The sequence below is a fragment of the Gemmatimonadota bacterium genome (assembly GCA_016719105.1).
GTDB lineage: Bacteria > Gemmatimonadota > Gemmatimonadetes > Gemmatimonadales > Gemmatimonadaceae > SCN-70-22.
On record JADKAQ010000022.1, the window covers coordinates 25,637 to 49,773 of the forward strand.

The window sequence follows — 24,137 nt, forward strand, 5'->3', positions numbered from 1 at the left end:
CCTAACGCACTGCGAACGTCAGTGTCGCCCACTTCGATTCGTAGTTGGCATCGGCGTCTCCCTTCAGGCGCTGCATGTCGATGAACTTGACGTAGTAGGTCCCAACGCGGTCGAGCGGGATGCGGGCGATGCCCTGCGCGTTGGAGCGCGTGGTGCGCTGCGCCACGCGCTCCTCGGTCGGCGTGCGGCCGCCGTACTGGATGAACTGGTTGGCCACTGTCTTGCCGTCCACCAGGACGCGCACCTCGAGCGAGGCGCCGACCTTCAGCACGTATGGATTCTGCAGTGGGACGATCTCGGCGGGGTACCCCAGGACCGTCTTGTAGCCGGAGTCGGGGCGCGCTCCCACCTGCACGAGCGCCTTCACGTGCTTGTGGTAGCGCTCTTTCGACGGTTGGCTGATCGTGCCGTCCTTCTTGCGCGCCGCCAACTCGTCAGGCATGCCGTCGTCGGCGAGGTATTGGTTGAAGTCCTTGGGCGGGAGGCCGAGGATGCGCGGGCGCGTGGAGGTGCCGAGGACGTAGGTGCCAGCGGCGCCGGTCGTGAGCGTGAAGGTGCTGGTGTCGCCGGCGATGCTCCACTGCGCGGTGTCGAGCGCCGCGCGCCCACTCGGTGAGACGATCGCTACGTCGACCAACCGGTCGCGCGTGATCGAGTTCTCGCTCTTGCTGAACGTCCCGTTGAGCAGGCGCACGAGCACGGTCGATCGCTCGGCGGCGAAGTGCGTGGCCGGGCGCAGGAACATGTCATGGGCAGCAAGGACGCCGGCCGCGACGATGATGGCGAGGGCGGAGAGGCCGGTGGCGCGTGCGAGCGTTCGCATGGAGGGCGCGGGAGACGAGGAGACGTGCTGACGAGCTGACGACCAGACGACATGATGCGCGATCATAGCCCGCGCACAAGGGCCAGGCGCAGCTGGCGCGGTTCCACCGGGTGGAAGTGGATGTCCTGGACACCACCCGCGGGTTCGCCCCGAAGCCGCGACGCGTAGTAGTACTGGATGTCGCTCGCCTTGGTGCCAAGCAGGTTGAGGATGCTCAGCTGAATGCGCACGCCGCCAACCGTCAGGCCGGATGCGGCATTCACGAGCGTTGTTGCGGCTGCGCGCACGGCGTTGGTTTCGATGAGGGGATACGCACCGAAGTGACGAACGCGGAGGCTGGCAAAGGGACCGCCCCCCGCGCTGCTCCAGGTGATCCCCGCCGCCACGACGCGCTCCAGCGCGCCCGGGATGTGGTCGGCGTCGGGCGCGACATCGCGCAGCCGTGCGCGGGCGAACGACACGTCGGCGTCGAGGCTGAGCTGGGCGATGGGGCGATAGTAGTTGGCGAAGGTGATCCCGCTTCGCCTGCTTCCATCGGTCGGTTCGGTCGTGCCGCCGTCACCGACAAAGAGCAGTTCGCTGTCGAGAGCGAGCGCCCACAGCGCCACGGTGCTACGCCACTGGCTGTTGGGCGAAACACGCAGCCCGAGCTCGGCGCCCTTCGAACGAACCAGCGGGTTCACGCGTTGGGCCGATTCGCCAGTGGTGGGATCGACGGAGATGACCGTGCCGCGGGCATCGTTGCTGTGAAAGCCCAAGCCTCCGCTCAGGTACAACTCGGAGTTGCTGGTGGGCGCGATGATGAGCGACGCCTTGGGGCTGGCGATTCCGGCGCTGCGCGTGCCGGAGTTGGCGGCAAGCACACTTCGCACGTCAAACGAATAAGCGTCGCCTCGCACGCCCAGCACCGTGCGCAGGCGTGGCCGCCATCGCGATTCCATCTCCAGATAGAGACCCGTTGCCCGCTCGGCCACGTCGTCCTGGCGGATCGTGCCGGTGCGCACGCGATCGCGCGTGCGGTGCAACCCGATGTCATCGACGAGATCGGAGCGGTGCTGCAACCCGAGCGTGAAGAGGTGTTCCACGCCCCCGGCGGAGAGCGGCTGTTTGTGTGTTGCGTTCAGCCCGATCGTGGTGCGCCCTTCGCGCTGGTTGAACTGATCACCCGCGTACTCGTTCTCGAGGAAGTAGGTGAAGTTGGAGTAGAGATCCAGCGTCGACGCGATACCGAAGAGTTGCACCTGCTGCACCGAACGGGCGCCGGCACGATCCCATTGCGCGGAGAGTGAGTACCGCGATGACGCGCCGCCGAGCGATGGATCGACTTGCCCGAAGCGGTCGAGGGTTCCGTCGGTCACGGTGCGCATGGGGATCTGGTCGGAGGCGTCCCAGTCGTTGCGATACGCCATCCCCAGCACCGAGACTCGCGACCGGCCGCGCGCGACGGCGTAGCGCGCGAGGGCGCTGAACTTCCGCAGCTGCTGTTCGAATCGCCAGGGACCGTCGTAGCGCTTCGCCTCGCCGCCGAGCAGCAGGGAACCGCGCCCAAGGTCAATCGAGGCGCCGCCAGCCGCACGCGTGTAGCCGAACTCACCGGCTCCCACGGAGAGGAACGGGCGGTCGAGTGAGCGCCGGAGCTGGAACTCGGCCCCTCCCGCACTCCCGAAGTCACCGATGGCGGCGTGGTAGTTGCCTAACCGGTAATCGATGAATTCGACCAGTTCGGGGATGATGAAGTTCAAGTCGGTGTAGCCTTGCCCGTGCGCGTGGGAGGCCATGTTGACGGGCATCCCTTCCACCTTGGTCGAGAAGTCGGTGCCGTGGTCGAGGTTGAAGCCGCGGACGAAGAGCTGGTTCGACTTGCCGTCGCCGGAGTGCTGCGTGACGATCAACCCGGGGACGCTTTCCAGCAGCTCGCCCTCGCGCATGAGGGGGCGCAGGCGCAGGTCGGCCGCGCCCACGTGTCCCTGTGAGGCGGTGGACGCGAATCCCCGGAGTTCGTCGACGCGTCCCAGCACTCGGATGGGGCGCAGGGATGGGACGCGCGTCGAGTCGAGATGTGTGCTGGAATCGCGCGACGTCTGCGCGTCGACGCGGGCACCGCGCGATGCGAGGGCCAGGACGAGCAACAGCGATATGGGCGTTAGGCGCACGAGTGGCTCCAGGGCGCTGCAGCGTGGGCGGCAAGCCAGTGTGATGCTGCCTTGGCCAGTGCGTCGCCCATGCCGGGTTCTTGCCGCCCCCGGAACCGCACGACGCGCGAGCGTGTGCGGTGTCTACGTCAGCCGTGGCCGTGTCGGATTGCTGCGCGCTCGATGCGCGCCGCGCCCGATCGGCCGCGGCCGACAGGCGCCGCTCACGGTGCCTGCGTCGACCCGGCACCCGTCCGAAAGCGCACACCTCGTCCCAAGATCGAACGCTGCCGAGACGAGCCGGGAGCCTGTTTGTACCTTCAAGTATCGCCCCCGCATCGACTTGCGCCATCGTCGTCGATGGGCACATGACTTGCTTTTCGATCGGGTTCCCCCGCTCCGGTGTGTGACCGTCATGGACCAGCTGCTCACCGACATTCGCTTCGCCGCGAGACAGATTGTCCGCGCCCCGGGCTTCACCTTCGTCGCGGTCCTGACGCTCGCCCTCGGCATCGGCGCCAACTCGGCGCTCTACTCCGTGGCCGATGCGCTGATCCGCCGGCCCAGGCCAGGGGTGGGCGAGTCGTCGTCGCTGGTGTGGATCGCCGCGACGTCGGAGGAGCGTTCGCGGCCGATGGGGCTGTCGTATCAGGTGGCGGCGCGCGTGCGGGACGAGGTGCCGCTGTTCGAGCGTGTGGCGACGATTCGCGGGGTGCCGCTGTCGCTGGGCACGCGCGGCGACGCGGTGAAGGTGCAGGGCGAGGCGGTGTCGAGCGACTACTTCACCACCCTGCGAACCCCGTTCTCGTTAGGGCGCGGCTTCACCGCGCAGGAGGATTCGGGGAGCGGCGCGCACCCGGTTGCGGTGCTCAGCGACTACGCGTGGCGCACCTGGATGGGCGCCGATCCGGCGGTGGTGGGGAAGGCGATCACGGTGAACGGGATGCCGCTCACCGTGATCGGGGTGACGGCGCCGCAGTTCAACGGCGCTGACATCGACGACCAGATCCAGGCGTTGTGGATCCCATCGGCGATGATCACCACGCTCATCCCCGACTGGAAGTGGATGCTCACCGATGCGTCCAGCAGCAACATTCGGGCGATTGCGCGGCTCCGTTCGATCAACGATCGCGAGCAAGCCAACGCGGCGCTGCAGCGGCTGTCCTCCACGATTGCGGCGGCCGACACGGCGCAGCCCAAGGGGTGGACGTTGCGCACGTACGACGCGTCGGCGGGACTTCCGGCGGGCGCCGTGCGGCAGATCGTCCCGCTGGCGGCGCTGTCGCTGGCGGTGACGGGGCTCATTCTCCTCATCTGCTGCGCCAATGTGAGCAACTTGATGCTGGCGCGTGCGCTGTCACGCCAGCGCGAAATCGCATCCCGCCTGTCGATCGGGGCGTCGCGCTGGCGTATCGTGCGGCAGTTGCTCACCGAGTCGGTGGTACTGTCGCTGGTGGCCAGCGCGGTCGGGCTGCTCCTGGCGACATGGGGGTCCGACCTGGTGCTGGCCACGGCGCTTCCACTGCCGCTCGATCTCTCGCTCGACTGGCGCGTCTTTGGGGTGAGTGCGGCGCTCGCGCTTTCGGTGGGCGTGTTGTTCGGACTGGCGCCGGCGCTGCACGCCACGCGCGGAGGGACGGCCGAGGTGTTGCGGCAATCGGCGACGGGTGGCGATGGACGGCGTTCACGGTTGCAGGGCGGTCTGGTGGTGGCGCAGGTCGCGCTCTCGCTGCTGTTGCTGACCATGTCGGGGTTGTTCCTGCGGTCGCTGGACAAGGCGCAGCGACTCGACCTGGGCTTCGATGCGTCGGAGCGAGTGCTGGCAGTCGCGTTTGACCTCGGGTTGCAGCGCTACGATTCAGCGCGCGCCAGGATGTTCAGCGACCAATTGGTGGCGCAAGCCAAGGCGATGCCTGGGGTCGAGACGGTGACGCTCACGTCGCTCCTGCCGCTGTCGGAGTGGTCGACGGCGAGCGTTCACACGCAGCGTGCCGAGGGGGCGGAGCCATCGGCGGAGGTGTTGGCGTCGCTGTCGGTCGTTGCCCCCTCGTTCTTCCGCACCGTCTCGCAGGGATTGGTGGCGGGGCGTGACTTCGGCGAGGGTGACGTCGCGACGTCGCTGCCGGTGGCGATTGTCACCGAACGCTTTGCCCGCGAGCAGCTCGGCGGCAAGGCGTTAGGCGCACGGCTGAGTACCAACGGCGCCAACGGACCGTGGCTCACGGTGGTCGGGGTGGTGCGCGACGCGGTGCAGGCCTTGAATGCACCGGCCCCGAGCGGGGTGTATGTCCCACTGCGCCAGCGACCGTCGTCGGGGCTGACGATGCTGGTGCGGACCAAGTCCGGCAATGCGAGTGCGTTAGCGCCGGCGCTGCGCGATGCCATCCGGGCGATGGACCCGGCGCTACCGGTGCACCGCCTGGAGACGATGGCCCGGGTGCGCGAGGCGGCCACGCGCGAGCAGCGCGGCGGGGCGACGGTGCTGGCAATCTTCGGCGCGCTGGCGCTCGTCCTCGCTGCGGTCGGGCTGCATGGCGTGATGCTGTTCACGGTGCGCCAGCGCACGCGCGAGATCGGCATTCGCATGGCGCTGGGGGCGACGCGGCGCGCAGTGGTGGGGATCTTCATCCGGCGCGGGGTGCGCCTGACGATGGTGGGAGGGGCCGTGGGGATCGTGCTCGCCCTGGGCGCTACGCAGCTGCTGCGTTCGCTCCTCTTCGGGGTGGCGCCCACCGACGCGTTCACCTTCCTGGCCGTCTCGCTCCTGTTCCTGGTGGTGGCGCTCGTGGCCAGCTGGCTTCCGGCACGGCGTGCCGCGCTGGTCGACCCGGTGACGGCGATGCGCGCGGAGTAGCGACGCGCCGAGTCGCGACGCGCGGAGTCGCGATGCGCCGAGTCGCGCTACGCGCGCCACGGGCGGAGCCGTCTGGCGAGGTGCCAGCGGAGGGGCGAGCTTGTCGTCGCTGATCCTCCCCCACTGGAGCTCCCGATGCAACGACCCTGCGCGCCGCTGTCTGCTACGACGACCCCGGGGTTGCCATGAGCGCTCCGCATCATCCCGATGGCGACGACCGCCGCCGATTCCTGCGATTCCTCGCCGCCAGCCCCCTGCTCGCGGCCGGTGGCGTGGACCTGGGCGCCCTGGAGCGCCTGACGAGTGCCGGGAATCCTGACGATGGCTGGCGCCTGCTGGATGAGGTGACGCGCGCCACGGAGGCCCCGCGGTCGTTGCAGCAGGCGGCGCAGCAGCCGCCGCTCATTCGCGACCCGGGCGACGCGCTGAGCGTCTTCGACTTCGAGCCGGTCGCCAAGGCCAAGCTCCCCGTGGGCCACTACGGCTACATGGCCAGCGGCGTCGACGACGACGGGACGCTGCGCGCCAATCGCGAGGGCTTTGCGCAGTTCCAGCTGCGGGCGCGCCGCCTGGTGAACGTGCGCGAGGTGGACATGTCGGTCACGATCTTCGGCGAGCGGTGGGAGACGCCGATCTTCGTCTGCCCCACGGGGAGCCAGAAGATCTACGACCCCGAGGGCGACGTAGCGACGGCGCGCGCGGCGAAGGCCAAGGGGCACCTGATGATGTTGAGCGGCGTCACGACGTCGAGCGTGGAGGAGGTGAACGCGGCGCGCGGGACGCCGGTCTGGTTCCAGTGTTACCCGACCGACGTCGACGCGGTGGCGCACGCCATCGTGCGGCGCGCGGCGAGGGCGGGGTGCCCGGCGCTCATCCTTACGGTCGACCTCAACGGCGGGCGCAACCTGGAGACCCAGGCCCGTGCGGCGCGTCTCGACAGCCGCAACTGCGCGGAATGCCACACCCCCGGGCTGGCGGGAATGCTCAAGCGCAAGCCGATGTTCGACGGTCTCGACCTCAGCGCGGCCAAGGGGCTGGAGCAGCCGACGATGGACTGGGCGTGGGTGAAGCGTTGCCGCGCCGTGGCGCCGCGCATGAAGCTCGTCCTCAAGGGGATCGTGACGCGCGAGGACGCGGCGCTGGCGGTGTCCAACGGGGCCGACGCGATCGTCGTCTCCAACCATGGCGGGCGCGCCGAGGACAGCGGGCGCTCGACCATCGAGTCGCTGCCCGAGGTGGTGGCGGCCGTGCGCGGGCGCATCCCCGTGCTCATCGACGGCGGGATCCGGCGAGGAAGCGACATGGTGAAGGCACTGGCGTTAGGCGCGACGGCCGTCGGCATCGGACGCCCCTACCTGTGGGGGCTCGCCTCGTTTGGCCAGGCCGGCGTGGAGGCGGTGCTCACCTTGATGCGGCGCGAACTCCTGCTCTCGATGCGGCAGGTGGGGGCAACGTCGCTGCGGCAGCTCGGGCGCGCGTACGTGGTCAGGCGCGACGGGCGGTAGCGCGCACCCCGCGGGCGGGCACGAGCCGAAGGTCGGGATAACCGGCCATCGCGATCTGCAGCGACGTGGTATCGGCGCGCCCCCAACTGGCCTTCCCCAACGTGGCCCGCACGCGGTTGCGGGCGGCGTGCAGTGCGTGCGCCGCCCCCTTGCCGGAGAGCAGGATGTCGTAGAAGGCACGCGCCACCTGTCCCGCGACCTCGTCGTCGGTGAGTCCCATGACGCCAACGAAGGTCCCGACCCCCGAGCGTGCCGCCGCGCGCTCGAATCCCACGCGACGACGACGGAGCTCGCGGTAGTGATCGTCGAACGACGTGCCTTCGCGCAGCGCGAGCGGAAACGCCTGAGAGAAGACGGGGACGAAGCCGGAGTAGATCGTGTTGAGGAAGAGCAGGGCCGGCGGACGCTTGATGAGGAGCGTCACGAGCTCCGACGTCCCCACCTTGCCGTCGTGCAGCATGAGGTAGGAGCCGTCGCCGTCGTCGTGGGAGACGCCGGAGAAGTGGACGACGTCGTAGCGCCCGTGGCGCAGCTCGCGCAGGACGGTGGCGTACGAGGCCTCCCGGCCGATCAGCGTGGTCACCACGGTTTCCGGGGCGGCGTTCGACAGCTGCAACGCCAATCCCTCCACTTCGGCGCGTGCCCCGGGGAGGGGGAACGTCTGCGAGCTGTCGGCCAGGGGGTCACCAATGAGCAGCACGCGCAGCGGCGAGCGCACGAAGGGGCGACCTCGCGACGCGTCGGGAATCCCTGGCATGCGACGGCACGTGGGGCGCGCGAGCGCGAGGGACCATTCACCCACGGTCGTCCACTCCCACGGGAGCGCCCAAAGCTCGGGAGGGATGTCGAGGATGATCGTGGTCGACGGCGGCGTCGCCAGCAGCGCCTCGTCCACGCCCTCTAGCACGCGCGCGAGGAGGTCGCCGACGTGCCACCGCGCCCCCTGGGCGACGTCTCCGATCGGAATGTCGGTCGCGTTCGAGAGGTACTGCGACAGCTCGGCCCATGCTGGCGAAAGGTTGGTCGCGGTGGTGATCCGCTCGAGCGGGAGGGCGACGCCGTCCAGGTCGCGCAGCGTGGTCTGGAACCAGGTGCAATCGACCATCACGTCGCGCGCACGAAGGCGAACGACCATGGCCGGGTCGGCCGTGCGCGTACGCAGGACCCGGCGCGGTGACTGCACGGACGCCTGCACCGGCGGCTGCACTGGTGCTGCTGCCTGCGCAGGTGATTGCTCTGGCGCGCTGGCCTTGGCCAGATAGCGCAGCAGGCCGGCCACCTCCCCGAACGCCCCCTTCGCGAACGAGATCACCTCGATGCCGGCTGTGCGTCGCAGGATCGCCCGCTCCGACGCGCTCACGTTTTCCATGAGCGCGTACCGCGGCGGCGCCTCGCTCCCGAACGTGGTGAGCTGCGAGTCCAGCAGCAGGCGGAAGTTAGGATCGCTGAGCGAATAACCGACGAACAGGACCGCGTGCGTGAGCAGCAGCGATGACATCACCGCCTGGAAGGCGGGATTGGCGTGCGTGATGCGTCGATAGTCCTCGCTGGTGAAGACCATCGAGTCGTCGTCATGGATGGTCCCGTGCGCCTTGAGGATGAAGAACGCGCCATCGAGCAGGAGCGTCCCGTGCTGCGCCAGCTCCATTCCGGTCGGCGCCTTGGGGATGCCGAAGTCGCTCCACCGGGCGAAGGCGTCTTCGAGCAGCGTGTCGAAGTTGGTGGTGACGATGCAGGCGTACGGCGTCTGCACGATGGCGCGGTGCGTGGCCTCGGGGGGACTGGCGGGGCGCGCGAGCTGGTCGCGAAGCATGCGCCCGAAGAAGGTGCGCCCCAGCAGCGTGCGGCACTGGTCGGCGACCTCGGCGAACTTGTACTGCGCCAGCAGGCTCTCGAGCTCGTCCTTGCGCGCCGCATCGCCGAGTTGGGCATGCGTGCCCTCCACCACGTGCCGCATCAGGTCACCCCACCCCGGGTACCCGGCGGGACGTGAGAGGCCGGCGCCCACGAAGAGCACGCAGCGACGCTCGCGCACGTAGCTCACGAGCGCCGGGAGCTCGCTGGCGCTACGAAAGTCCGGACGTCCTGTTCCCATCGCCGCTCCTGTGGAGGTTCCCGCCTCGCCGAGCCTGTCGCCGCGCGCATGCCTCGATCACCCGCGAGAGGCTAGATTTCGCCACACGCCGGGTGCGGCTTCCGCCCCCTCGCGGCCAACCGTCCGGCGCATCATTCGCTGCGTTCGCTCCAACATGGCACAATTGCTCAACGCCTGGGTGTGGTTCGAGACGGTCCTGCTCGTCATCATCGCCACCCCCTTCGCCTTCATCCTCTTCTGCCTCACCGCCCCCTTCGACAAGGGGCGGTATGCTGCCGGGCGCTTCTTTCGCTTGCTCGGCGTCCTGACCGTCAAGCTCAACCCGCTCTGGAAGTTCGAGATGGGGGGCGACTTCATCCGTGACCCCCGTCGCCCCTACGTGGCGGTTTCGAACCACGAGTCGTACGCCGACATCTTCCTCATCTCCCACCTGCCGTGGGAGATGAAGTGGCTGTCCAAGGAGACGATGTTCAAGATCCCGTGCTTCGGCTGGATGATGCGCATGGCCGGCGACATCGAGGTCCGACGCGGGGAGCGTACGAGCATCGTGCGGGCGATGAAGGAGGCGCGCGACCGCCTGAGCAAGCGCGTGAGCGTGATGATCTTCCCCGAAGGGACGCGCTCGCGCGACGGAGAACTGCTCCCCTTCAAGGACGGCGCCTTTCGCCTGGCGCTCGAGGCCGGGGCCCCGATCCTCCCCATCGTCGTCGCGGGGACGCGCGACTGCATGCAGAAGGGGACGTTCCGCTTCCAGAAGGCGCGAGCCCGCGTGAAGGTCCTCCCCCCCATCGAAGTGACGGGGATGACCATCGCCGATGTCGCGGAGCTGCGCGACCGAACGCGCGCGGTGATCGCCGAAGCGCGCCACGCGCTCGTGCGCGAGATGCGAGGGGAGTCCTGAGGCTCCCCCCGCGACCGGCCGGTGGCTACTGCACCACCGCCCCGCTCAGCGCCATCGCCGCCTTCACCGCGGCATAAGCGTTCACCACGCCGCCGGTCCGAGAGAGCGCACCGAAGGCGACCTTCTCGCCGTTCTGCGCCCCCGGGCGCACGACCATCAGCTCGGCATAACGAGTCGACGTGTCGAGGACGAGCTTCTTGACGTCGGCGGCGGTGAGCTTGGGGAAGTAGCTCATGAGGAGCGCCGCGACCCCCGAGACCACCGGCGCCGCCATGCTCGTCCCGCTCTCGCGAGCGTAGCCCCCTCCCGGGATCGTCGACAGGATGTCGACGCCAGGGGCAAAGACATCCACCTGCTCCCTGCCGTAGTTGGAGAACGGTGCGGCGAGCGCGCTCCCTCCCTTCCACGAGGCCGCCCCGACCTCGATCCAGTTGGCGGCGCTCCCTTCGCCCGCATAACGCGCGACTGGGAAGCTCGGCGTCTCGGCCAGGTTCTCGCCGTCGTTGCCGGCGGCATGGACCAGGAGCACCCCCTTGGAGTCGGCGTACTTGACCGCGGCGTCGACCAGCGGCTTGTCGGGAGAAAAGTCCTTCCCGAACGACATGTTGATGACCTGCGCCCCGTTGTCGACCGCGTAGCGGATGGCTGCGGCGATGTCCTTGTCGTGCTCGTCGCCGTTAGGCACGGCGCGCACCACCATCAGCTTCACCGCGCCGGGGGCGCCGGCAATGCCCTCGATCCCGGTGCCGTTGTCGCGCAGCGCGCCGATGATCCCCGCCACGTGCGAGCCATGCTTCGCTTCTGGGCCGGTCACGTCGCGGTTGCCGTAGCGGCGCTCGTTGGGGTTGCTCGCATCGTCGCCGACGATGGTGCGCGGATTGAAGTCGGGGTTGAGCCCGTACTCGAGACGCCCCTGCACGTCTTCCTTGGCATCGTGCAGCTCCTCGCCGGTGATCCCGCTCGCTGCCATGCGCAGGAACAGGTCACGCGCCTGGCGCACGCTATCGGCCGATGGGGCGAGCGCCGTCACGCGTGCCACGCTGATCGAGTCGCGCGGGATCGCCGTCGACAGGACGCGCACGGCGCGCGAGTACATGCCATCGACCATGAGGATCTGCGCGGACATCTGCTGCAATTCGGTGCGCTTGGCGGTGAACGCCTTGGCGATGCCGTCGCAGCGTGCGCGCGCCGTGCTGTCGGGAGCCGGCGTCTGGGCGCGCATCTTCGTGCACCGCACGTGTTCGCGCGTGAGTTCGAGCTGGTCCCAGTTCACGTTCTGGCCGTTGGCGCCACCCAGGAAGTTCCAGCCATGGATGTCGTCCACATAGCCGTTGCCGTCGTCGTCCTTGCCGTTGCCGGCTACTTCGCGCGGGTTGGTCCAGAGGTTGGCGCGCAGGTCGACGTGCGCGGTGTCGACGCCACCGTCGATGACAGCGACAACGACCGTGCGCTCGGGCTTGCGACCGCGCAGCAGCTCCTGCGCGGCGCGACGTGCCGCCGTCCCTGGGACCCGATCGGTCGCTGGGTCGAGGAGCTGCCAGTCGGCGGGGGCCTCGGCGAGTGGGGCTGCAGCGGCGGTGTTGCCCGGAGCGGTCGCCGCGGAGGGCCGTGCCGAGGGAGCGGGCGCGGGGGCGGGGGCCACGGGGCGTGTGCTCGGCGTGGCACAGGCGCCAAGGACGCTCACGGCCAGGGCGACGAGGACGTGCGGGTGCTTCGGCATGACGCGAGGGGTGACGCTCCGGCGCCGGCCGGGTGGTCGGCGTCGCGGAGGCATGAAGACAGTACATTAATGACCTCTCGATGATCCCTGCGACCCGCACCGCCCCCGTCCGGATACTGGCACGAACTCGGCGCGCCACCGCCGCGGGGGCGGCCGTCGTGGCCGCCCTCGGATTGCCGATCGCCGGCGCGCCGGCCCAGACCAGTGGGGAGTCGATCGTCCCTCGCCCGGCGCGGGCGCTCGCCGACTCGACCGGCGCCCCCTTCGAGCTGAGAAGCCCGGTACACATCGTCGTGGCTTCCGGAGGCGTGCGGCTCCGCGAGATCGGGGAGTTGCTCGGCACGGTGATCCGCGAGCGCACGGGCTTCGTCGTGCGCGTGTCGGCAGGGGATGTGTCGCAGGCACCCGAGGGGGCGATCACGCTCGACACGGTGCGCTTCGCCCCTCGACTTGCGCCGCCCGCTGGCGGTGGCGCCGAGGCCTACACGCTCGACGTGTCCCGGCGCAGCGTCGCGATTCGCGGGGCGACGTCCGCTGCGGTGCTGTGGGGGGTGCAGAGCTTCCGTCAGCTGCTTCCGCCCGACTTCGAGCGTCGAGGTGGCGCCCGGCGCGCCGCCTGGAGGGTCGCGCCGGTGCGGGTCGACGATGCGCCGCGCTTCTCGTGGCGTGGCAGCATGGTCGACGTCGGACGCCACTTTTCCCCGTGCGCGACATCAAGCGGCACATCGACCTGCTGTCGCGCTACAAGCTCAACATCTTCCACTGGCACCTGACGGACGACCAGGGGTGGCGCCTCGAGATCCGGCGCTTCCCGGCGCTCGCGCGCGTGGGAGGGCGCCGCACGGAGGCGACCGGCGACCGCTACGCCGGCTTCTACACGCAGGCCGAGGCGCGAGAGGTGGTGGAGTACGCGCGCCAACGCGGGGTCACGGTCGTCCCGGAGATCGAGATGCCGGGGCATTCGTCGGCCGCCCTCGCCGCCTATCCGCAGTTGGGGTGTACGGGAGAGACGATCGCCGTCCCCAACTCGTGGGGGGTCTTCGCCGACATCTTCTGCGCCGGCAAGGACGAGGTGTTCACGACCCTGTTCGGTGTGCTCGACGAGGTGATGGACATCTTCCCCTCGCCGTACGTGCACATCGGCGGCGACGAAGTCCCGAAGGATCGCTGGAGGGCCTGTGCCGCCTGCCAGGCGGTGATGCGGCGCGAGGGGCTGGCCAACGAGGAAGAGCTGCAGGGGTGGTTCCTGCGTCGCATCGCGGCGCACGTGTCGTCGCGCGGGCGCACGATCATCGGCTGGGACGAGGTGCTCGAGGGGCGCTTCGCCCCGGGGGCGATCGTGCAGTCGTGGCGCGACTCCTCCTTCACGCGCAAGGCCGCCGAGCGCGGGCACCGCGTGATTGCCTCGCCCAACGAGTGGGTGTACCTCAACCGGCAGGCAGGAGAGCTGACGCTGGAGCAGGTGTACGCCTTCGATCCCGTCCCCAAGGGGCTCGCCGCGGGCGAGCAGCACCGGGTGCTGGGGAGCGAGGTGACGTTCTGGAGCGAGCACATCACCTCGGGGACCAACCTGGCGCTGATGGCGCTTCCGCGACTGCTGGACTTTGCCGATGTGGTGTGGGGGGCGGCGCCGCGTGACCTGACGGCGTTGCAGCTGCGCATCGACGGCGATCACCGCGCGCGCCTCGGTGGGATGGAATTCGTCATGGGACCCGGCGCCCGAGCCCTCCCGCGCATCGTCATCACCTTCGACAGCGTCACGCGCCAGGCGCGTTGGCAGCTGACGGACACACTCGCCGGGCTTGGCGTGCACGCGACCTTCGATGGCAGCCCCCCGCGCCCCACCTCGCGCGCCCTCGCCCCGGGCGCAGGGCTCGGGAAGGGCGGGATGGTGCGGCTGCAAGCGTTCGTGGCCGGGGAACGTGTGCTGGAGGAGCGGCACCTCACGATTCGCCAGCACGCGGGGGTCGGGGCGCGCGCGCGCATCACGCCGGCGCCGAGCACGTCGTATCCCGGGACCGGACCGTTCACGCTCACCGACGGGTTGATCGGCAGCCCGGCGCATGGCGACGGGCTCTGGACGGGATGGTGGGGGCCCGACGTCGAGATCGTCGTCGACCTCGGTCAGCTGCAACCGGTCGCGCACGTCTCGGCGAACTTCCTGCAGAACGTGCGGTCGTGGATCGTGCTGCCGGCGCAGGTCGGGGTGTCGTGGTCCAACGACGGTGAGCGGTGGAGCGAGCCGCGGCTGCAGGGGCACGATGTCCCGATCGCGCGCGACGGGGCCATCGTGCACCCATTCGCCCTGGCACTCCCTGCCGGGACCTCGGCGCGATTCGTCCGGCTCACGGCGCGCAACGCCGGGCGACTGCCGCCCGGCCATCCGGGGGCAGGCGAGGCGTCGTGGCTCTTTGCCGATGAGATCGTGATCACGCCTCGCGCCGCCGCGAGGATGCGATGAGCGACGCGGTGGGGGCGGTGCGCGCGATTGCGTCTGCATCGGTGTCGTCGGTGATGCGCGCGCGCATCGCGGTGGCGGCGATCTTCTTCCTCAACGGCGTGTCGGTGGCCAGCTGGGTCGTGCGCATCCCCGACGCGCAGCGGGCCCTGGCGCTGTCGGCGGGGACGCTCGGGCTCGCGCTGCTCGGCGCCGCTGGCGGAGCACTGGTGGCGATGCCGTTCGCGGGGCGCCTGGTGTCGCGCCACGGGAGCCGCGCCGTGACGGTCGGGGCGGCGCTGGCCTATGCCGCCACCCTCGCACTCCCCGCGGTGGCCCCGTCGCTCATCCTGCTCATCGCCGCGCTCTTCATCAACGGGGCGGCGAACGGGTCGCTCAACGTGGCGATGAACGCCCAGGCATCGACGGTCGAACGTGTGCACGGGCGCCCGATCATGGCCTCATTCCACGCGCTCTTCAGCGGAGGGGGGCTGGCCGGGGCGGCCGGCGGCGGGATGATTGCGGCTGGCGGCGCCTCGGCGCAGTTGCATCTGGCGGCAGTCGGCGGGGTGATGATCGCCCTCGTCGTCCTCGCCGCGCGCGCCATGCTGCCAGCGTCGGCCGAGTGGCATCCGCCGGAGGCGGAGGCGGAGGCGGGAGACGAAGCGGTACGTCCCGGTCGCCGGGTGATCCTGCTGGGGGTGCTCGCCTTCAGCGTCCTCTTTGCCGAGGGGGCGATGGGCGACTGGAGCGCGGTCTACCTGCGCGACGTGGCCGGGGCGGGGCCCGGGCTCGCGGCGTCGGGGTACGCGGCCTTCTCCATCGCCATGGCGCTGGGGCGTGTGGTCGGGGACCACCTCACCGCGCGCTTGGGGGCGACGCGCATGGTGGGGTTCGGCGCCTTCCTCGCCACCGCCGGGATCGCCCTCGCCCTCTTCGATCCCAGCACGCGCGCCATCGCCATCGGCTTTGGCGCGGTAGGGGCCGGGCTCGCGACCGCCTTCCCGTCGGTGCTCACGGCGGCGAGCCGGGTGCCTGGAATGAAGGCCGGGGCGGGGATCGCCGCGGTCGCCACGTTAGGCTACACAGGGCTGCTCGCGGGGCCTCCGCTCATCGGCTTCGTGGCGCAGATGACGAACCTGCGAGGGGGGATGGCCGCCGTGGGGATGGCCTGCCTGCTGACCGCGGTGCTGGCCGGGACGTTGCGCGAGGACGACGGCTCCTAGCCCGTCGCGCCGAAGAGCAGTCCGGCCCCCGCGGTGGCGGCCATGGCCAGCGCCCCCCAGAAGGTGACGCGCACGATGCCCTTCATGAGTGGGGCGCCACCCGTCTGCGCGGCGAGCCCGCCGAGCAGCATGAGTCCCAGGATCGAGCCGCCGGCCACCCAGTAGGTAACGGCAGCCTCTGGTGCGACGACGGTAATGACCAGCGGGACGATCGCTCCCACGGCGAAGGTCCCCGCCGATGCGAGCGCCGCCTGCAGCGGGCGCGCCGCCGATGTCTCGGTGAAGCCCAACTCGTCGTGTGCGTGTGCCGCGAGTGCGTCCTTGGCCGTGAGTTCCACCGCGATCTGCCTGGCGAGCGCGGGGGAGACGCCGCGCTTCACGTAGATGCCGGTGAGTTCCTCGAGTTCGGCTTCGGGCTCCGTCGCCAGCTCGCGCCGTTCGCGCGCGAGGTCGGCAGATTCCGTGTCGGCCTGCGACGAGACCGACACGTACTCTCCCGCTGCCATCGACATCGCCCCGGCCACGAGCCCGGCGACACCCGCCACCAGGATGGCGCGCGCCGAACCCTCGGCCGCTGCGACGCCGACGACGAGCGAGGCGGTCGAGACCAATCCGTCGTTTGCGCCCAGCACCGCGGCGCGCAGCCAACCGATGCGGCCGGCGCGATGTTGCTCGGAGTGACGGGCAATCTGAAACGCCAAGTGACCCTCGGGGTGCGGCGGCGGGGTGCCTAACGGATGCGGGGCAAGCTGGACGTATTGCACAGGCACCGCAAGCGAGTCATCCCCTACGCCGCACCGTCTGTCGCATCACTGCACCCTACGGCAAGTCACAACTGGTCGACCGGGATCTCCGTTGCCGGTTTCACGATGGCCGGCGCAGACGTCGGGGCCGGCGCCGCAATGACCGGTTCCATCTTGGGCGCGCGCACCGTGAGGATCCCGTCTGCGAGCGCCGCGGTGATCTTCTCGGCGTCGACCGTCTTGGGGAAGCCGAAGCGACGGTACACATCGCTCGATCGGAACTCGCTCCACACGATGCTCTCGTCCTCGCCCTGCTTTTCGCGCGTGGAGGTGGCGTGCACGATCAGCTCGGTCGGTGTCGCGGTGACCTCGATGTCGTTGGCGGCAAAGCCGGGAAGCGTGACGTCCACACGGAAATCGCCGTTGGCCTCCGTGAGCTCTGCGGCGGGCCGCCCCAGCACCTCGTGCTCGGCCGCGATCCAGTCGTCCAGCTCGTGTCCCGCGGTTCCGCCACGCGTGGCGAACAGCTCGAAGGCGCGCTGTCGCACGGCGTCCAGGCGTTGGGCGAGTTCGCTGAAGACCGGGAGGGCGCGCTCGTCATCGTTCGCGCGCTGGATGCGAATGCCTGACATGGTCCACTCCTCCGTCCTGCCCTAACGGGGAAACAACTGCGGCACGGCTGGGGCACGCGACGGGGGCAGCCGCGCCGAGCGGGGCACACACAGTGTCACGTCCCGCTGTGGGGCGCAATCCGGGAATCCCCGGAGCGTGCACGGGGGATGACAGCCGCAGCAGGTCGTTTGACAGGACCTGCGACCGGTCCATCGATTGTGCCCACGATCGTGCGCACCACGGCGTCGCCGCTCAGGTCGGCGATGGCACACGACCCGAGGCGTGCGACCAGCATCCTCGCAGGATCACCACGGCCGGGAGCGCTGCGCGGCTACAGCGCTGTAGGATAGGTGGCGGGCAGTTCACCATGCTCCCACAGCCCGGTTCGCTCGAGTGGCTCGAGGGCGCGCGTGGAATCGTAGTGCAGCAGCACGTCGAACTGTTCGGGGAGGCGCGTCTCGAAGTAGTGGCTGATGCGTTCCGTCTGCGGGCGGTAGATCACCCCAATGGCCCGCTGCAGGCGCGGCGCATCGAGGACGCGCCGCAGTTCGGCCGACCGACGCAAGTCGAGCAGCAGCTGCGCCCCGGCGTCGTGCAGCACGGCCTCGTACGATCCCGGCAGTGCGGGGCGTACGGCCATGCGTTGCGCGGGGGCGCCCCAGTCCGAGGCGGCGGTGACCGTACCATCATAGGTGGAGAAGCCCACAAGCAAGGCGTCGCTGCCGTAGTCGTGACGCACGAGCTGGCCCAGGTTCACCTCCCCGTGCCGCGACATCTCTGTCGCGGCCGCGTTCCCCAGATGGGAGTTGTGCGCCCAAACGACCAATCGCGCCGGCTTGTGCTCCGTGGCGCGCAGGTGATCGGCGAGGGTGCGCAACGTCTCGGCCATGTGCCGGTCGCGCACGTTCCACGAGGCGGCGCCGCCGCGGAACATCGCCCGGTAGTACGCCTCGGCGTTGCGTACCAGGCGAGCGTTCTGCTGTGCGAAGAAGTGTGCGTCGGCACCCAGCCGCCCGTCGCGCGACACCCACCCCGACGCGGCACGCTGCATGTCCACGAGTTGCTCGACCACTTCGTGTTCACACGACTCCGACATTCCGCGCGAGACGGCGAAGCCGTATTCCTGCGGGTCTTCGCCAAAATGATCGAAGCACGCGTACCGGTGCCGTGCTCGCGTGGCGGCCTCGGCGTCGACCACGTCGAGGTACGACAGCACGTGCGCCATCGAGGCGTGCATGCTGTACAGGTCGAGTCCATAGAATCCGACGCGCGGTGCTCCCTGCGGACGCGTGTCGTTATGCGCCCGCAGCCACCCCACGAAGTCCAGGACGTCGGCATTGCGCCACATCCACTGCGGGAAGCGGGTGAAGCCCCCCAGCGCCTCGTCGGCGTTCGGGTCGTCGGATTGTGCGCGCACGTACCGGTTGACGCGAAAGGCGTCGGGCCAGTCGGCCTCCACGGCGAGCGCCGTGAAACCGAACTCGCGGATGAGCCGCTTGGTGATCTCGGCTCGCACGCGATAGAAGTCGTGCGTCCCGTGCGAGGCCTCACCAATGAGAACGAAGCGCGTTCCTGCGGCCAGCTCGAGGATCGGGTCGAAGTCGCGCGGGCCACCTTCGAGGTGGCGCGCCTCCTTCGCCACCGTGCGCGCCGCGGAGGACGCGTCGCTGATCGCCGTGATGCTCGACATCGGTCCACCTCCTCGCCGGCGCATCGGGTCGGATGCGCTCCGGCGGCTCGTCAGGCTGGGTGCGGCGTGGGGGGATGCTCGGCGAGTATCGCCAGCACCTCCGCGTCGCTCACGTCATGGAAGTCATCGTACCAGTAGCCGACGCCGTAGAACGGCGCCGGGACCTCGAGGCACACGCACTCATCGGCACGCGCTCGCATGGCGTCGCACGCGCTCTCTGAGGCGACGGGGACGGCGGCGACGATGCGCGTAGCGCCGAGCGTGCGAATGGCGTCGACGGCCGCGGTCATCGTCGCGCCGGTCGCCAGGCCGTCGTCGACGACGATCACCGTCCGTTCGCTGAGCGCCAGCGGGCCACGTCCGCCACGAAAGAGCGCGTCGCGCCGGGCGAGTTCGCGCTCCTCGTGAGCGATCACGTCGGCCATGTCCGCCATCGTGATCCCGAGTTGCTGCATGGCGTCGCGATCGAAGACCGCGACCTCGCCGCTGGCGATCGCCCCAACGGCGAGCTCGCGGTTCCATGGGACGCCGAGCTTGCGCACCGTGAAGACGTCGAGCGGAGCCTGCAGCGACGTCGCCACCTCGGCGGCTACGAGCACGCCACCACGTGGCAGCCCAAGGACGATCACGTCGGGGCGCCCGGCGTAGTGCCCGAGGGCGTGGGCGAGGCGACGCCCGGCCTGCTCGCGATCGGCATAACGTGACATGGTCCCTCCTTCCTGCGGCGCGGGGCGCCACCCGAGACCGTCAGCGGTGCCTGCTCCAGCGTGGCACGCCGGCATGCGTGTCGCGAACGCGCCGCGGGACGGTGATACGCTGGGGGATTTCCCCCGTCGCATCCAGCAGGGGAATGCAGGGAAGGCGTCGGGGAGGTGCTCCTTGTGGGCGCCAGACACCGCGGCTGGTGCTCACCACGCGCGGAAATGCGGCGCGCCATCGGCAACTTCCAACCGTCCCGACAGGGGTTCTCGGATGGCGCACGGTGTGTGCACCCCTACAAGTTGAAGGCAGAAGGGGACGGCGCGCGATGAGAGACCGCTCGAGAGCGGAACGCCTCGCCGAACTGGCCCGACACTGCCAGGCCTGTGGGCTCCACGCCCTCAAACGCCTCCCGATCATCGCGATGCGCCGGATCCACCCGCCGTGAGTCGGCGGATTCACATGCACGGGCGCGTGCCCCCGCAGCGATCTCCTCTTCCTCACCCGCCGCTGCCACGCGCCACACGCAGTTCGCAGCATTCACCAGCAACTCACCGTGGTGCCGTATGCTCAGCCATCGCGACTTGACGCAATTGGCGGCGACCTACATGGACCGCCACGTACTGACCGTGTACCTGCGCGCGACCGTCGAAAACCCGGCCGACCGCAACCGGTGGCACGCCGAACTCGCACAGACGCTGCACGCCCTCCGTGAACGGGAGGCCGGGGCGAGTCACAGCGACCGCGCCGCCCTCGACGCCGCCGTCGCGACGCTGCGCGAGTGGCTGCTCGCCCAGAAGGGGACGCTGCGCGCCCCCGGCGTCCTCGTCATCGTGGCCCCGGGCGAGGTGCTGTTCTCCACGCCGATCGACACCGCCGTTCCCAACGTGGCCACCTGGAAGATGGGGATCCACGTGGCCCCGCTGCTCAAGGCTGTTTCGTTAGGTGCCTCGGCGGCGGTCCTCGTCCTCGACGCGCGCCACGCACACCTCTATCAGTTCACGCCGCCGCAGCACGTCGAGCGCGTCGAGTCGATGACCGCCGACGTCGACTTCGATGTTGAACATCACCTGGGCGGGGGGAACGCGACATTCCACCAAGGCACGCGCGGTGGGACGGCCGCCGACGAGATCGATCGCCAGCAGATGGTGGCCCGCGACCGGTTGTACGCCGACGTGATGGTGCGCGCCGTCGAGCTGGCGGGGCGTGATGGGTGGCTCTGCCTGGCCGGAAATGCGCGCGCGGTCGCGGCGGCCCGAGCCGCGGTTCCGCACGCCCTGGACGCGCGCACGCTTACGCTCGTAGGGCTGGACATGCACTCGACCCCGTACACGATCGCGCGCGAAGTGGCCAAGGTCACCCAGGCGCGTGCCGAGCAGATGGACACCGAGTTGGTGCGCGGCATCATCGACGAACACGGCTCGCGCGGTCGCGCCGTGACGGGGATCCGGGCAACCAAGGCGATGCTCGATCGTGAGGGGGTGGCCGACCTGATCCTGAGCGAGCGCTTCGTCGAGCTCTTCCCGGTCGACACCGACGACATGGTACGCCACGCGTTCCATCAGGGTGCCCTCGTGCGCGAGGTGCATGGTGCGGCGGCCGAGGAGATCGACCAGAGGGCGGAGGGGGTGGTGGCGCGGCTGCGCTACGCCGTCGCGGCGGGCAGCGCATAGCCTCTCGTTGGTCCGGGCCGTGCCCGGGTCGCGGCAGAAAAGAGCGGGCGGCGCGCAGTCACTGCGCGCCGCCCGCTGCATTGAGGGGAAGAGCCTAGCCCACGCCCGCGGTGACCGGTGCAGCCCTGGCAGGGAGAGGCGGTGCTGGAGTGGACGTCGGGGCCGGGGCCGACGCCGGTGGTTGCGGCATCGAATCTCCGGCGAGTACGGCCACGAACTCCTGTCGGTCGATCACCTCGCGCGACATGAGGATGCGCGCCACACGCTCCAGCGGATCACGCTCTCCCGCGAGCGTCGCGAGCACGCGGTCATGCGATTCGGCGAGCAGGCGCCGGATCTCGGCGTCGATCGTACGCGCCGTCTCCTCCGAGTACTCCGTGGCGCCGGCGGTCCGGACGTCGAGGTAAAGCGCGCGCGACGGGCGCTCGAAGGCGGCCAACCCTAACGCATCGCTCATCCCGTATCGCGTCACCATCTCGCGGGCCAGGTCCGTGGCGCGCTGGAGGTCGTCGTGCGCCCCGGTGGACACGTCGCCAAAGACGACTTCTTCGGCGACACGGCCGCCCAGCAACACGTCGAGTCGTTCGAGCAGCTCGGTGTGCGTGAGGAGGTAACGATCCTCGGTCGGTTGCTGCCGCGTGTAGCCCAGCGCACCGATCCCTCGCGGAATCACCGAGATGCGCGACACGCGATCGGCCGTCGGGCGTCGCTCGGCGACGATCGCGTGGCCGGCCTCGTGATAGGCCACGATCGTCTTTTCCTTCTCCGAGATCACGCGCGACCGACGCTCCAGTCCGGCGATCACGCGATCGATCGCGTTCTCGAAGTCCACCGGCTCCACCGCGGCCTTGTCCAGGCGTGCCGCCGCGAGCGCGGCCTCGTTCACCAGGTTGGCAAGGTCGGCACCGACAAAGCCCGGCGTGCGGGCCGCGATCCCCGGCAGGTCGACCTCGGGGGCGAGCTTCACCTTGCGCGTGTGGACGCGCAGGATCTGCTCGCGTCCTCGCACGTCGGGGCGGTCGAGCGCCACCTTGCGATCGAAGCGCCCCGGGCGCAGGAGGGCAGGGTCGAGAATCTCCGGGCGGTTGGTCGCCGCGAGGATGATCACCCCGCTGCGCGAGTCGAAGCCGTCCATCTCGGCCAGCAGCTGATTGAGCGTCTGCTCGCGCTCTTCGTGCCCGCCGATGGTCGAGGCGGCAGAGCGCGCACGGCCAAGCGCATCGAGCTCGTCGATGAAGATGATGCTCGGCGCCTGCGACTGCGCCTGCACGAAGAGGTCGCGCACACGGGCAGCCCCGACGCCGACGAACATCTCCACGAAGTCCGACCCGCTGAGGCTGAGGAACGGGACCTGTGCCTCGCCGGCGAGCGCCTTGGCCAGGAGCGTCTTTCCGGTTCCCGGCGCCCCCACCAGCAACACGCCTTTGGGGATCTTGCCGCCGAGCCGCCGGTAGCGTTCTGGGTTCTTGAGAAAGTCGACGATCTCCATGAGGTCGGCGCGCGCCTCATCGATCCCGGCGACGTCGTTGAAGGTGACGTCGATCGACTTCTCCACGAAGAGCTTGGCCTGGCTCTTCCCGATCGCCATCACCCCGGTGGGGCCTCCACCACCTCTCATCAGGTTGCGCCAGAGGAAGAGCAGGAGCCCGATCGGCAGCAGCCAGCCGAGGAGCGACGGAAGGACGCTGCTGTCGACGTCGCCGGCATACGACACCTTCGCCGCCTGAAGCTGCTCGACCAGCGTGTCGTCGTCGACGCGCGTGCTGGTGAACGACACCGACTTCTCGCCGCGGGATGCCTTGGCGAGCGCGCCGGCACGCGCCGGACCCAACAGCGAATCGAGCCCGGCGACGGTGAGCCGCCCGGTGATGCGACGTGGGCTCACGAGCAGGCTGTCCACCTTGTGCGCGGCGAGCAGCGTCTTGAATTCGCTGTAGGTGACGGCTTCTCCCTGCTGCGCTCCCCACAGCGGGATCAACAGCAGGGGGAAGAGGATCATCAGGACGATGATCCAGGTCGGGAAGCCGGTCGGGGATGGGCGCTTGCCCTGCTCACCCTGGTCACGGCGGGTCTTGTCGGCCACGGATCGCCTCCGTGTTGGGGCGTCGCCACACGCGGCACCGCGAGTCCAAGGTGCGGGGCGGAGGACGGGGAATCTGTCGGGGAATGCCGGGCTGTCGGCATGCGGCTGACGTGCCTCGCCCACTCGCCCGGCTGCGCGCGCGTGGTCCGTCACGCATTCTCCCGTTTGGGGAGCGCGTCATCGCGCCCCCACGGCATTGTTGTTCCGGCACCGCCACGCCGCACCGGAGGGTCACATGACGACCACCGTGCCTGCGCGCCTCACACCCGTGCGCATCCCTGCCGACCACACCGTGCTCCACGGTGACCTCGTGATCCCAGTCGGGGCGCAGGGGCTCGTACTCTTCGCGCATGGGAGTGGGAGCAGCCGCCACAGCCCGTGCAATCGCCAGGTCGCGACAACGTTGCAACTGGCGGGTTTCGGCACGCTGCTGCTCGACCTGCTCACGCCCGCCGAGGAGCAGGTCGATCGCCTAACGGCGCATCTGCGCTTCGATATCCCGCTGCTTGCGCGTCGCCTCGCGGCCGCCATCGACTGGGCGGAGCATGAGCCGCTGTCCCGCGGGTTGCCGATCGGTGTCTTTGGCGCGTCCACGGGGGCGGCGGCCGCGCTCGTGGCGGCGGCCGAGCGCCCGGCCCAGGTGCAGGCCATCGTGTCGCGCGGCGGGCGCCCCGATCTTGCCGGGAGTGCGCTCCCGATGGTCCAGGCACCGACGCTGCTGATCGTCGGGAGTCGCGACATCCCGGTGCTCGAGGTGAATCGCGTGGCGGCAGGTGCGCTACGCGTGCCTCACGAGATCGCGATCGTCGCTGGCGCCACGCACCTCTTCGAGGAGCCGGGGGCACTGGCCGAGGTGGAGGCCCTCGCGTCGCGCTGGTTCGTGCAACACCTGCGGCCGTCCACGCCGTCGTCGCGCGCTGCTGTCACCAACTGAGGCGCGCGTG

At 69.9% G+C, this 24,137-nt stretch carries 17 protein-coding genes; 8 read left to right on the forward strand and 9 right to left on the reverse strand.

Features of this window, described 5'->3' with window-relative positions:
• Window position 1: 1 nt before the first annotated feature.
• On the reverse strand, window positions 2-823 hold the full coding sequence (locus IPN47_19905) for a DUF4198 domain-containing protein (GenBank protein ID MBK9410264.1): 822 nt from the start codon (window positions 821-823) through the stop codon (window positions 2-4).
• A gap of 62 nt (window positions 824-885) precedes the next feature.
• Window positions 886-2,976: a TonB-dependent receptor gene (locus IPN47_19910; GenBank protein ID MBK9410265.1), complete on the reverse strand. Its 2,091-nt coding sequence runs from the start codon at window positions 2,974-2,976 to the stop codon at window positions 886-888.
• Between the two features lie 394 nt (window positions 2,977-3,370).
• On the opposite strand from IPN47_19910, the gene IPN47_19915 reads away from it, so the two are divergent.
• Entirely contained in the window at window positions 3,371-5,809 is a 2,439-nt protein-coding gene (locus IPN47_19915; protein MBK9410266.1) for an ABC transporter permease, read from the forward strand.
• Window positions 5,810-5,994: 185 nt separating this feature from the next.
• Window positions 5,995-7,314, forward strand: a complete 1,320-nt coding sequence (locus IPN47_19920) for an alpha-hydroxy-acid oxidizing protein (protein MBK9410267.1) — start codon at window positions 5,995-5,997, stop codon at window positions 7,312-7,314.
• Here the strand turns inward: IPN47_19920 and IPN47_19925 are convergent.
• Entirely contained in the window at window positions 7,295-9,409 is a 2,115-nt protein-coding gene (locus tag IPN47_19925; GenBank protein MBK9410268.1) for an SIR2 family protein, read from the reverse strand. The two genes, IPN47_19920 and IPN47_19925, sit on opposite strands and share 20 nt — an antisense overlap.
• Before the next feature lie 154 nt (window positions 9,410-9,563).
• On the opposite strand from IPN47_19925, the gene IPN47_19930 reads away from it, so the two are divergent.
• Window positions 9,564-10,310 carry a 1-acyl-sn-glycerol-3-phosphate acyltransferase gene (locus tag IPN47_19930; GenBank protein MBK9410269.1) on the forward strand — a complete coding sequence of 249 codons (747 nt, stop codon included), beginning with the start codon at window positions 9,564-9,566 and terminating at the stop codon, window positions 10,308-10,310.
• Between the two features lie 25 nt (window positions 10,311-10,335).
• On the opposite strand, the gene IPN47_19935 is transcribed toward IPN47_19930, so the two are convergent.
• A complete protein-coding gene (locus IPN47_19935) occupies window positions 10,336-12,030 on the reverse strand; it encodes a S8 family peptidase (protein MBK9410270.1) in 1,695 nt (564 codons plus the stop codon).
• 80 nt (window positions 12,031-12,110) lie between these two features.
• On the opposite strand from IPN47_19935, the gene IPN47_19940 reads away from it, so the two are divergent.
• From IPN47_19940 to IPN47_19950, 3 genes are read left to right on the forward strand one after another with little or no spacing between them, the layout of a single operon-like run.
• Entirely contained in the window at window positions 12,111-12,803 is a 693-nt protein-coding gene (locus IPN47_19940) for a hypothetical protein (protein ID MBK9410271.1), read from the forward strand.
• On the forward strand, window positions 12,734-14,491 hold the full coding sequence (locus IPN47_19945; GenBank protein MBK9410272.1) for a family 20 glycosylhydrolase: 1,758 nt from the start codon (window positions 12,734-12,736) through the stop codon (window positions 14,489-14,491). Before IPN47_19940 ends, IPN47_19945 begins: the two co-directional genes overlap by 70 nt.
• The gene (locus IPN47_19950; GenBank protein MBK9410273.1) at window positions 14,488-15,693 is read left to right on the forward strand and encodes an MFS transporter; all 1,206 of its coding nucleotides are present in this window, start codon (window positions 14,488-14,490) and stop codon (window positions 15,691-15,693) included. The genes IPN47_19945 and IPN47_19950 overlap by 4 nt, the downstream gene beginning before the upstream one ends.
• Here IPN47_19950 and IPN47_19955 read toward each other — a convergent pair.
• The 4 genes from IPN47_19955 to IPN47_19970 form a co-directional block, all read right to left on the reverse strand.
• Window positions 15,690-16,382, reverse strand: a complete 693-nt coding sequence (locus IPN47_19955) for a VIT family protein (protein MBK9410274.1) — start codon at window positions 16,380-16,382, stop codon at window positions 15,690-15,692. The two genes, IPN47_19950 and IPN47_19955, sit on opposite strands and share 4 nt — an antisense overlap.
• Window positions 16,383-16,522: 140 nt before the next feature.
• A complete protein-coding gene (locus tag IPN47_19960) occupies window positions 16,523-17,068 on the reverse strand; it encodes an Hsp20 family protein (protein MBK9410275.1) in 546 nt (181 codons plus the stop codon).
• Between the two features lie 311 nt (window positions 17,069-17,379).
• Window positions 17,380-18,738, reverse strand: coding sequence for an erythromycin esterase family protein (locus IPN47_19965; protein MBK9410276.1), 1,359 nt, complete (start codon window positions 18,736-18,738; stop codon window positions 17,380-17,382).
• A gap of 50 nt (window positions 18,739-18,788) precedes the next feature.
• The gene (locus IPN47_19970; protein MBK9410277.1) at window positions 18,789-19,445 is read right to left on the reverse strand and encodes a phosphoribosyltransferase; all 657 of its coding nucleotides are present in this window, start codon (window positions 19,443-19,445) and stop codon (window positions 18,789-18,791) included.
• A 600-nt stretch (window positions 19,446-20,045) separates the two neighbouring features.
• Here IPN47_19970 and IPN47_19975 point away from each other — a divergent pair.
• Entirely contained in the window at window positions 20,046-21,110 is a 1,065-nt protein-coding gene (locus IPN47_19975; protein ID MBK9410278.1) for a hypothetical protein, read from the forward strand.
• Between the two features lie 94 nt (window positions 21,111-21,204).
• Here IPN47_19975 and ftsH read toward each other — a convergent pair whose 3' ends face one another.
• Complete coding sequence (ftsH, locus tag IPN47_19980) at window positions 21,205-23,109, reverse strand: ATP-dependent zinc metalloprotease FtsH (GenBank protein ID MBK9410279.1); 1,905 nt, start codon at window positions 23,107-23,109, stop codon at window positions 21,205-21,207.
• Between the two features lie 319 nt (window positions 23,110-23,428).
• Here ftsH and IPN47_19985 point away from each other — a divergent pair, with 319 nt between their 5' ends.
• Complete coding sequence (locus IPN47_19985; protein ID MBK9410280.1) at window positions 23,429-24,127, forward strand: dienelactone hydrolase family protein; 699 nt, start codon at window positions 23,429-23,431, stop codon at window positions 24,125-24,127.
• The last annotated feature ends 10 nt before the right edge of the window (window positions 24,128-24,137 follow it).

Excerpts from the sequence above, each read along its gene's own strand:
- IPN47_19935 (MBK9410270.1), bottom strand. The coding sequence starts at position 12,030 with ATGCCGAAGCACCCGCACGTCCTCGTCGCCCTGGCCGTGAGCGTCCTT.
- ftsH (MBK9410279.1), bottom strand. The coding sequence starts at position 23,109 with ATGATCCTCTTCCCCCTGCTGTTGATCCCGCTGTGGGGAGCGCAGCAG.
- IPN47_19970 (MBK9410277.1), bottom strand. The coding sequence starts at position 19,445 with ATGTCACGTTATGCCGATCGCGAGCAGGCCGGGCGTCGCCTCGCCCAC.
- IPN47_19975 (MBK9410278.1), top strand. The coding sequence starts at position 20,046 with ATGGACCGCCACGTACTGACCGTGTACCTGCGCGCGACCGTCGAAAAC.
- IPN47_19925 (MBK9410268.1), bottom strand. The coding sequence starts at position 9,409 with ATGGGAACAGGACGTCCGGACTTTCGTAGCGCCAGCGAGCTCCCGGCG.
- IPN47_19920 (MBK9410267.1), top strand. The coding sequence starts at position 5,995 with ATGAGCGCTCCGCATCATCCCGATGGCGACGACCGCCGCCGATTCCTG.
- IPN47_19950 (MBK9410273.1), top strand. The coding sequence starts at position 14,488 with ATGAGCGACGCGGTGGGGGCGGTGCGCGCGATTGCGTCTGCATCGGTG.
- IPN47_19960 (MBK9410275.1), bottom strand. The coding sequence starts at position 17,068 with ATGTCAGGCATTCGCATCCAGCGCGCGAACGATGACGAGCGCGCCCTC.
- IPN47_19965 (MBK9410276.1), bottom strand. The coding sequence starts at position 18,738 with ATGTCGAGCATCACGGCGATCAGCGACGCGTCCTCCGCGGCGCGCACG.
- IPN47_19915 (MBK9410266.1), top strand. The coding sequence starts at position 3,371 with ATGGACCAGCTGCTCACCGACATTCGCTTCGCCGCGAGACAGATTGTC.
- IPN47_19940 (MBK9410271.1), top strand. The coding sequence starts at position 12,111 with ATGATCCCTGCGACCCGCACCGCCCCCGTCCGGATACTGGCACGAACT.
- IPN47_19905 (MBK9410264.1), bottom strand. The coding sequence starts at position 823 with ATGCGAACGCTCGCACGCGCCACCGGCCTCTCCGCCCTCGCCATCATC.
- IPN47_19985 (MBK9410280.1), top strand. The coding sequence starts at position 23,429 with ATGACGACCACCGTGCCTGCGCGCCTCACACCCGTGCGCATCCCTGCC.
- IPN47_19930 (MBK9410269.1), top strand. The coding sequence starts at position 9,564 with ATGGCACAATTGCTCAACGCCTGGGTGTGGTTCGAGACGGTCCTGCTC.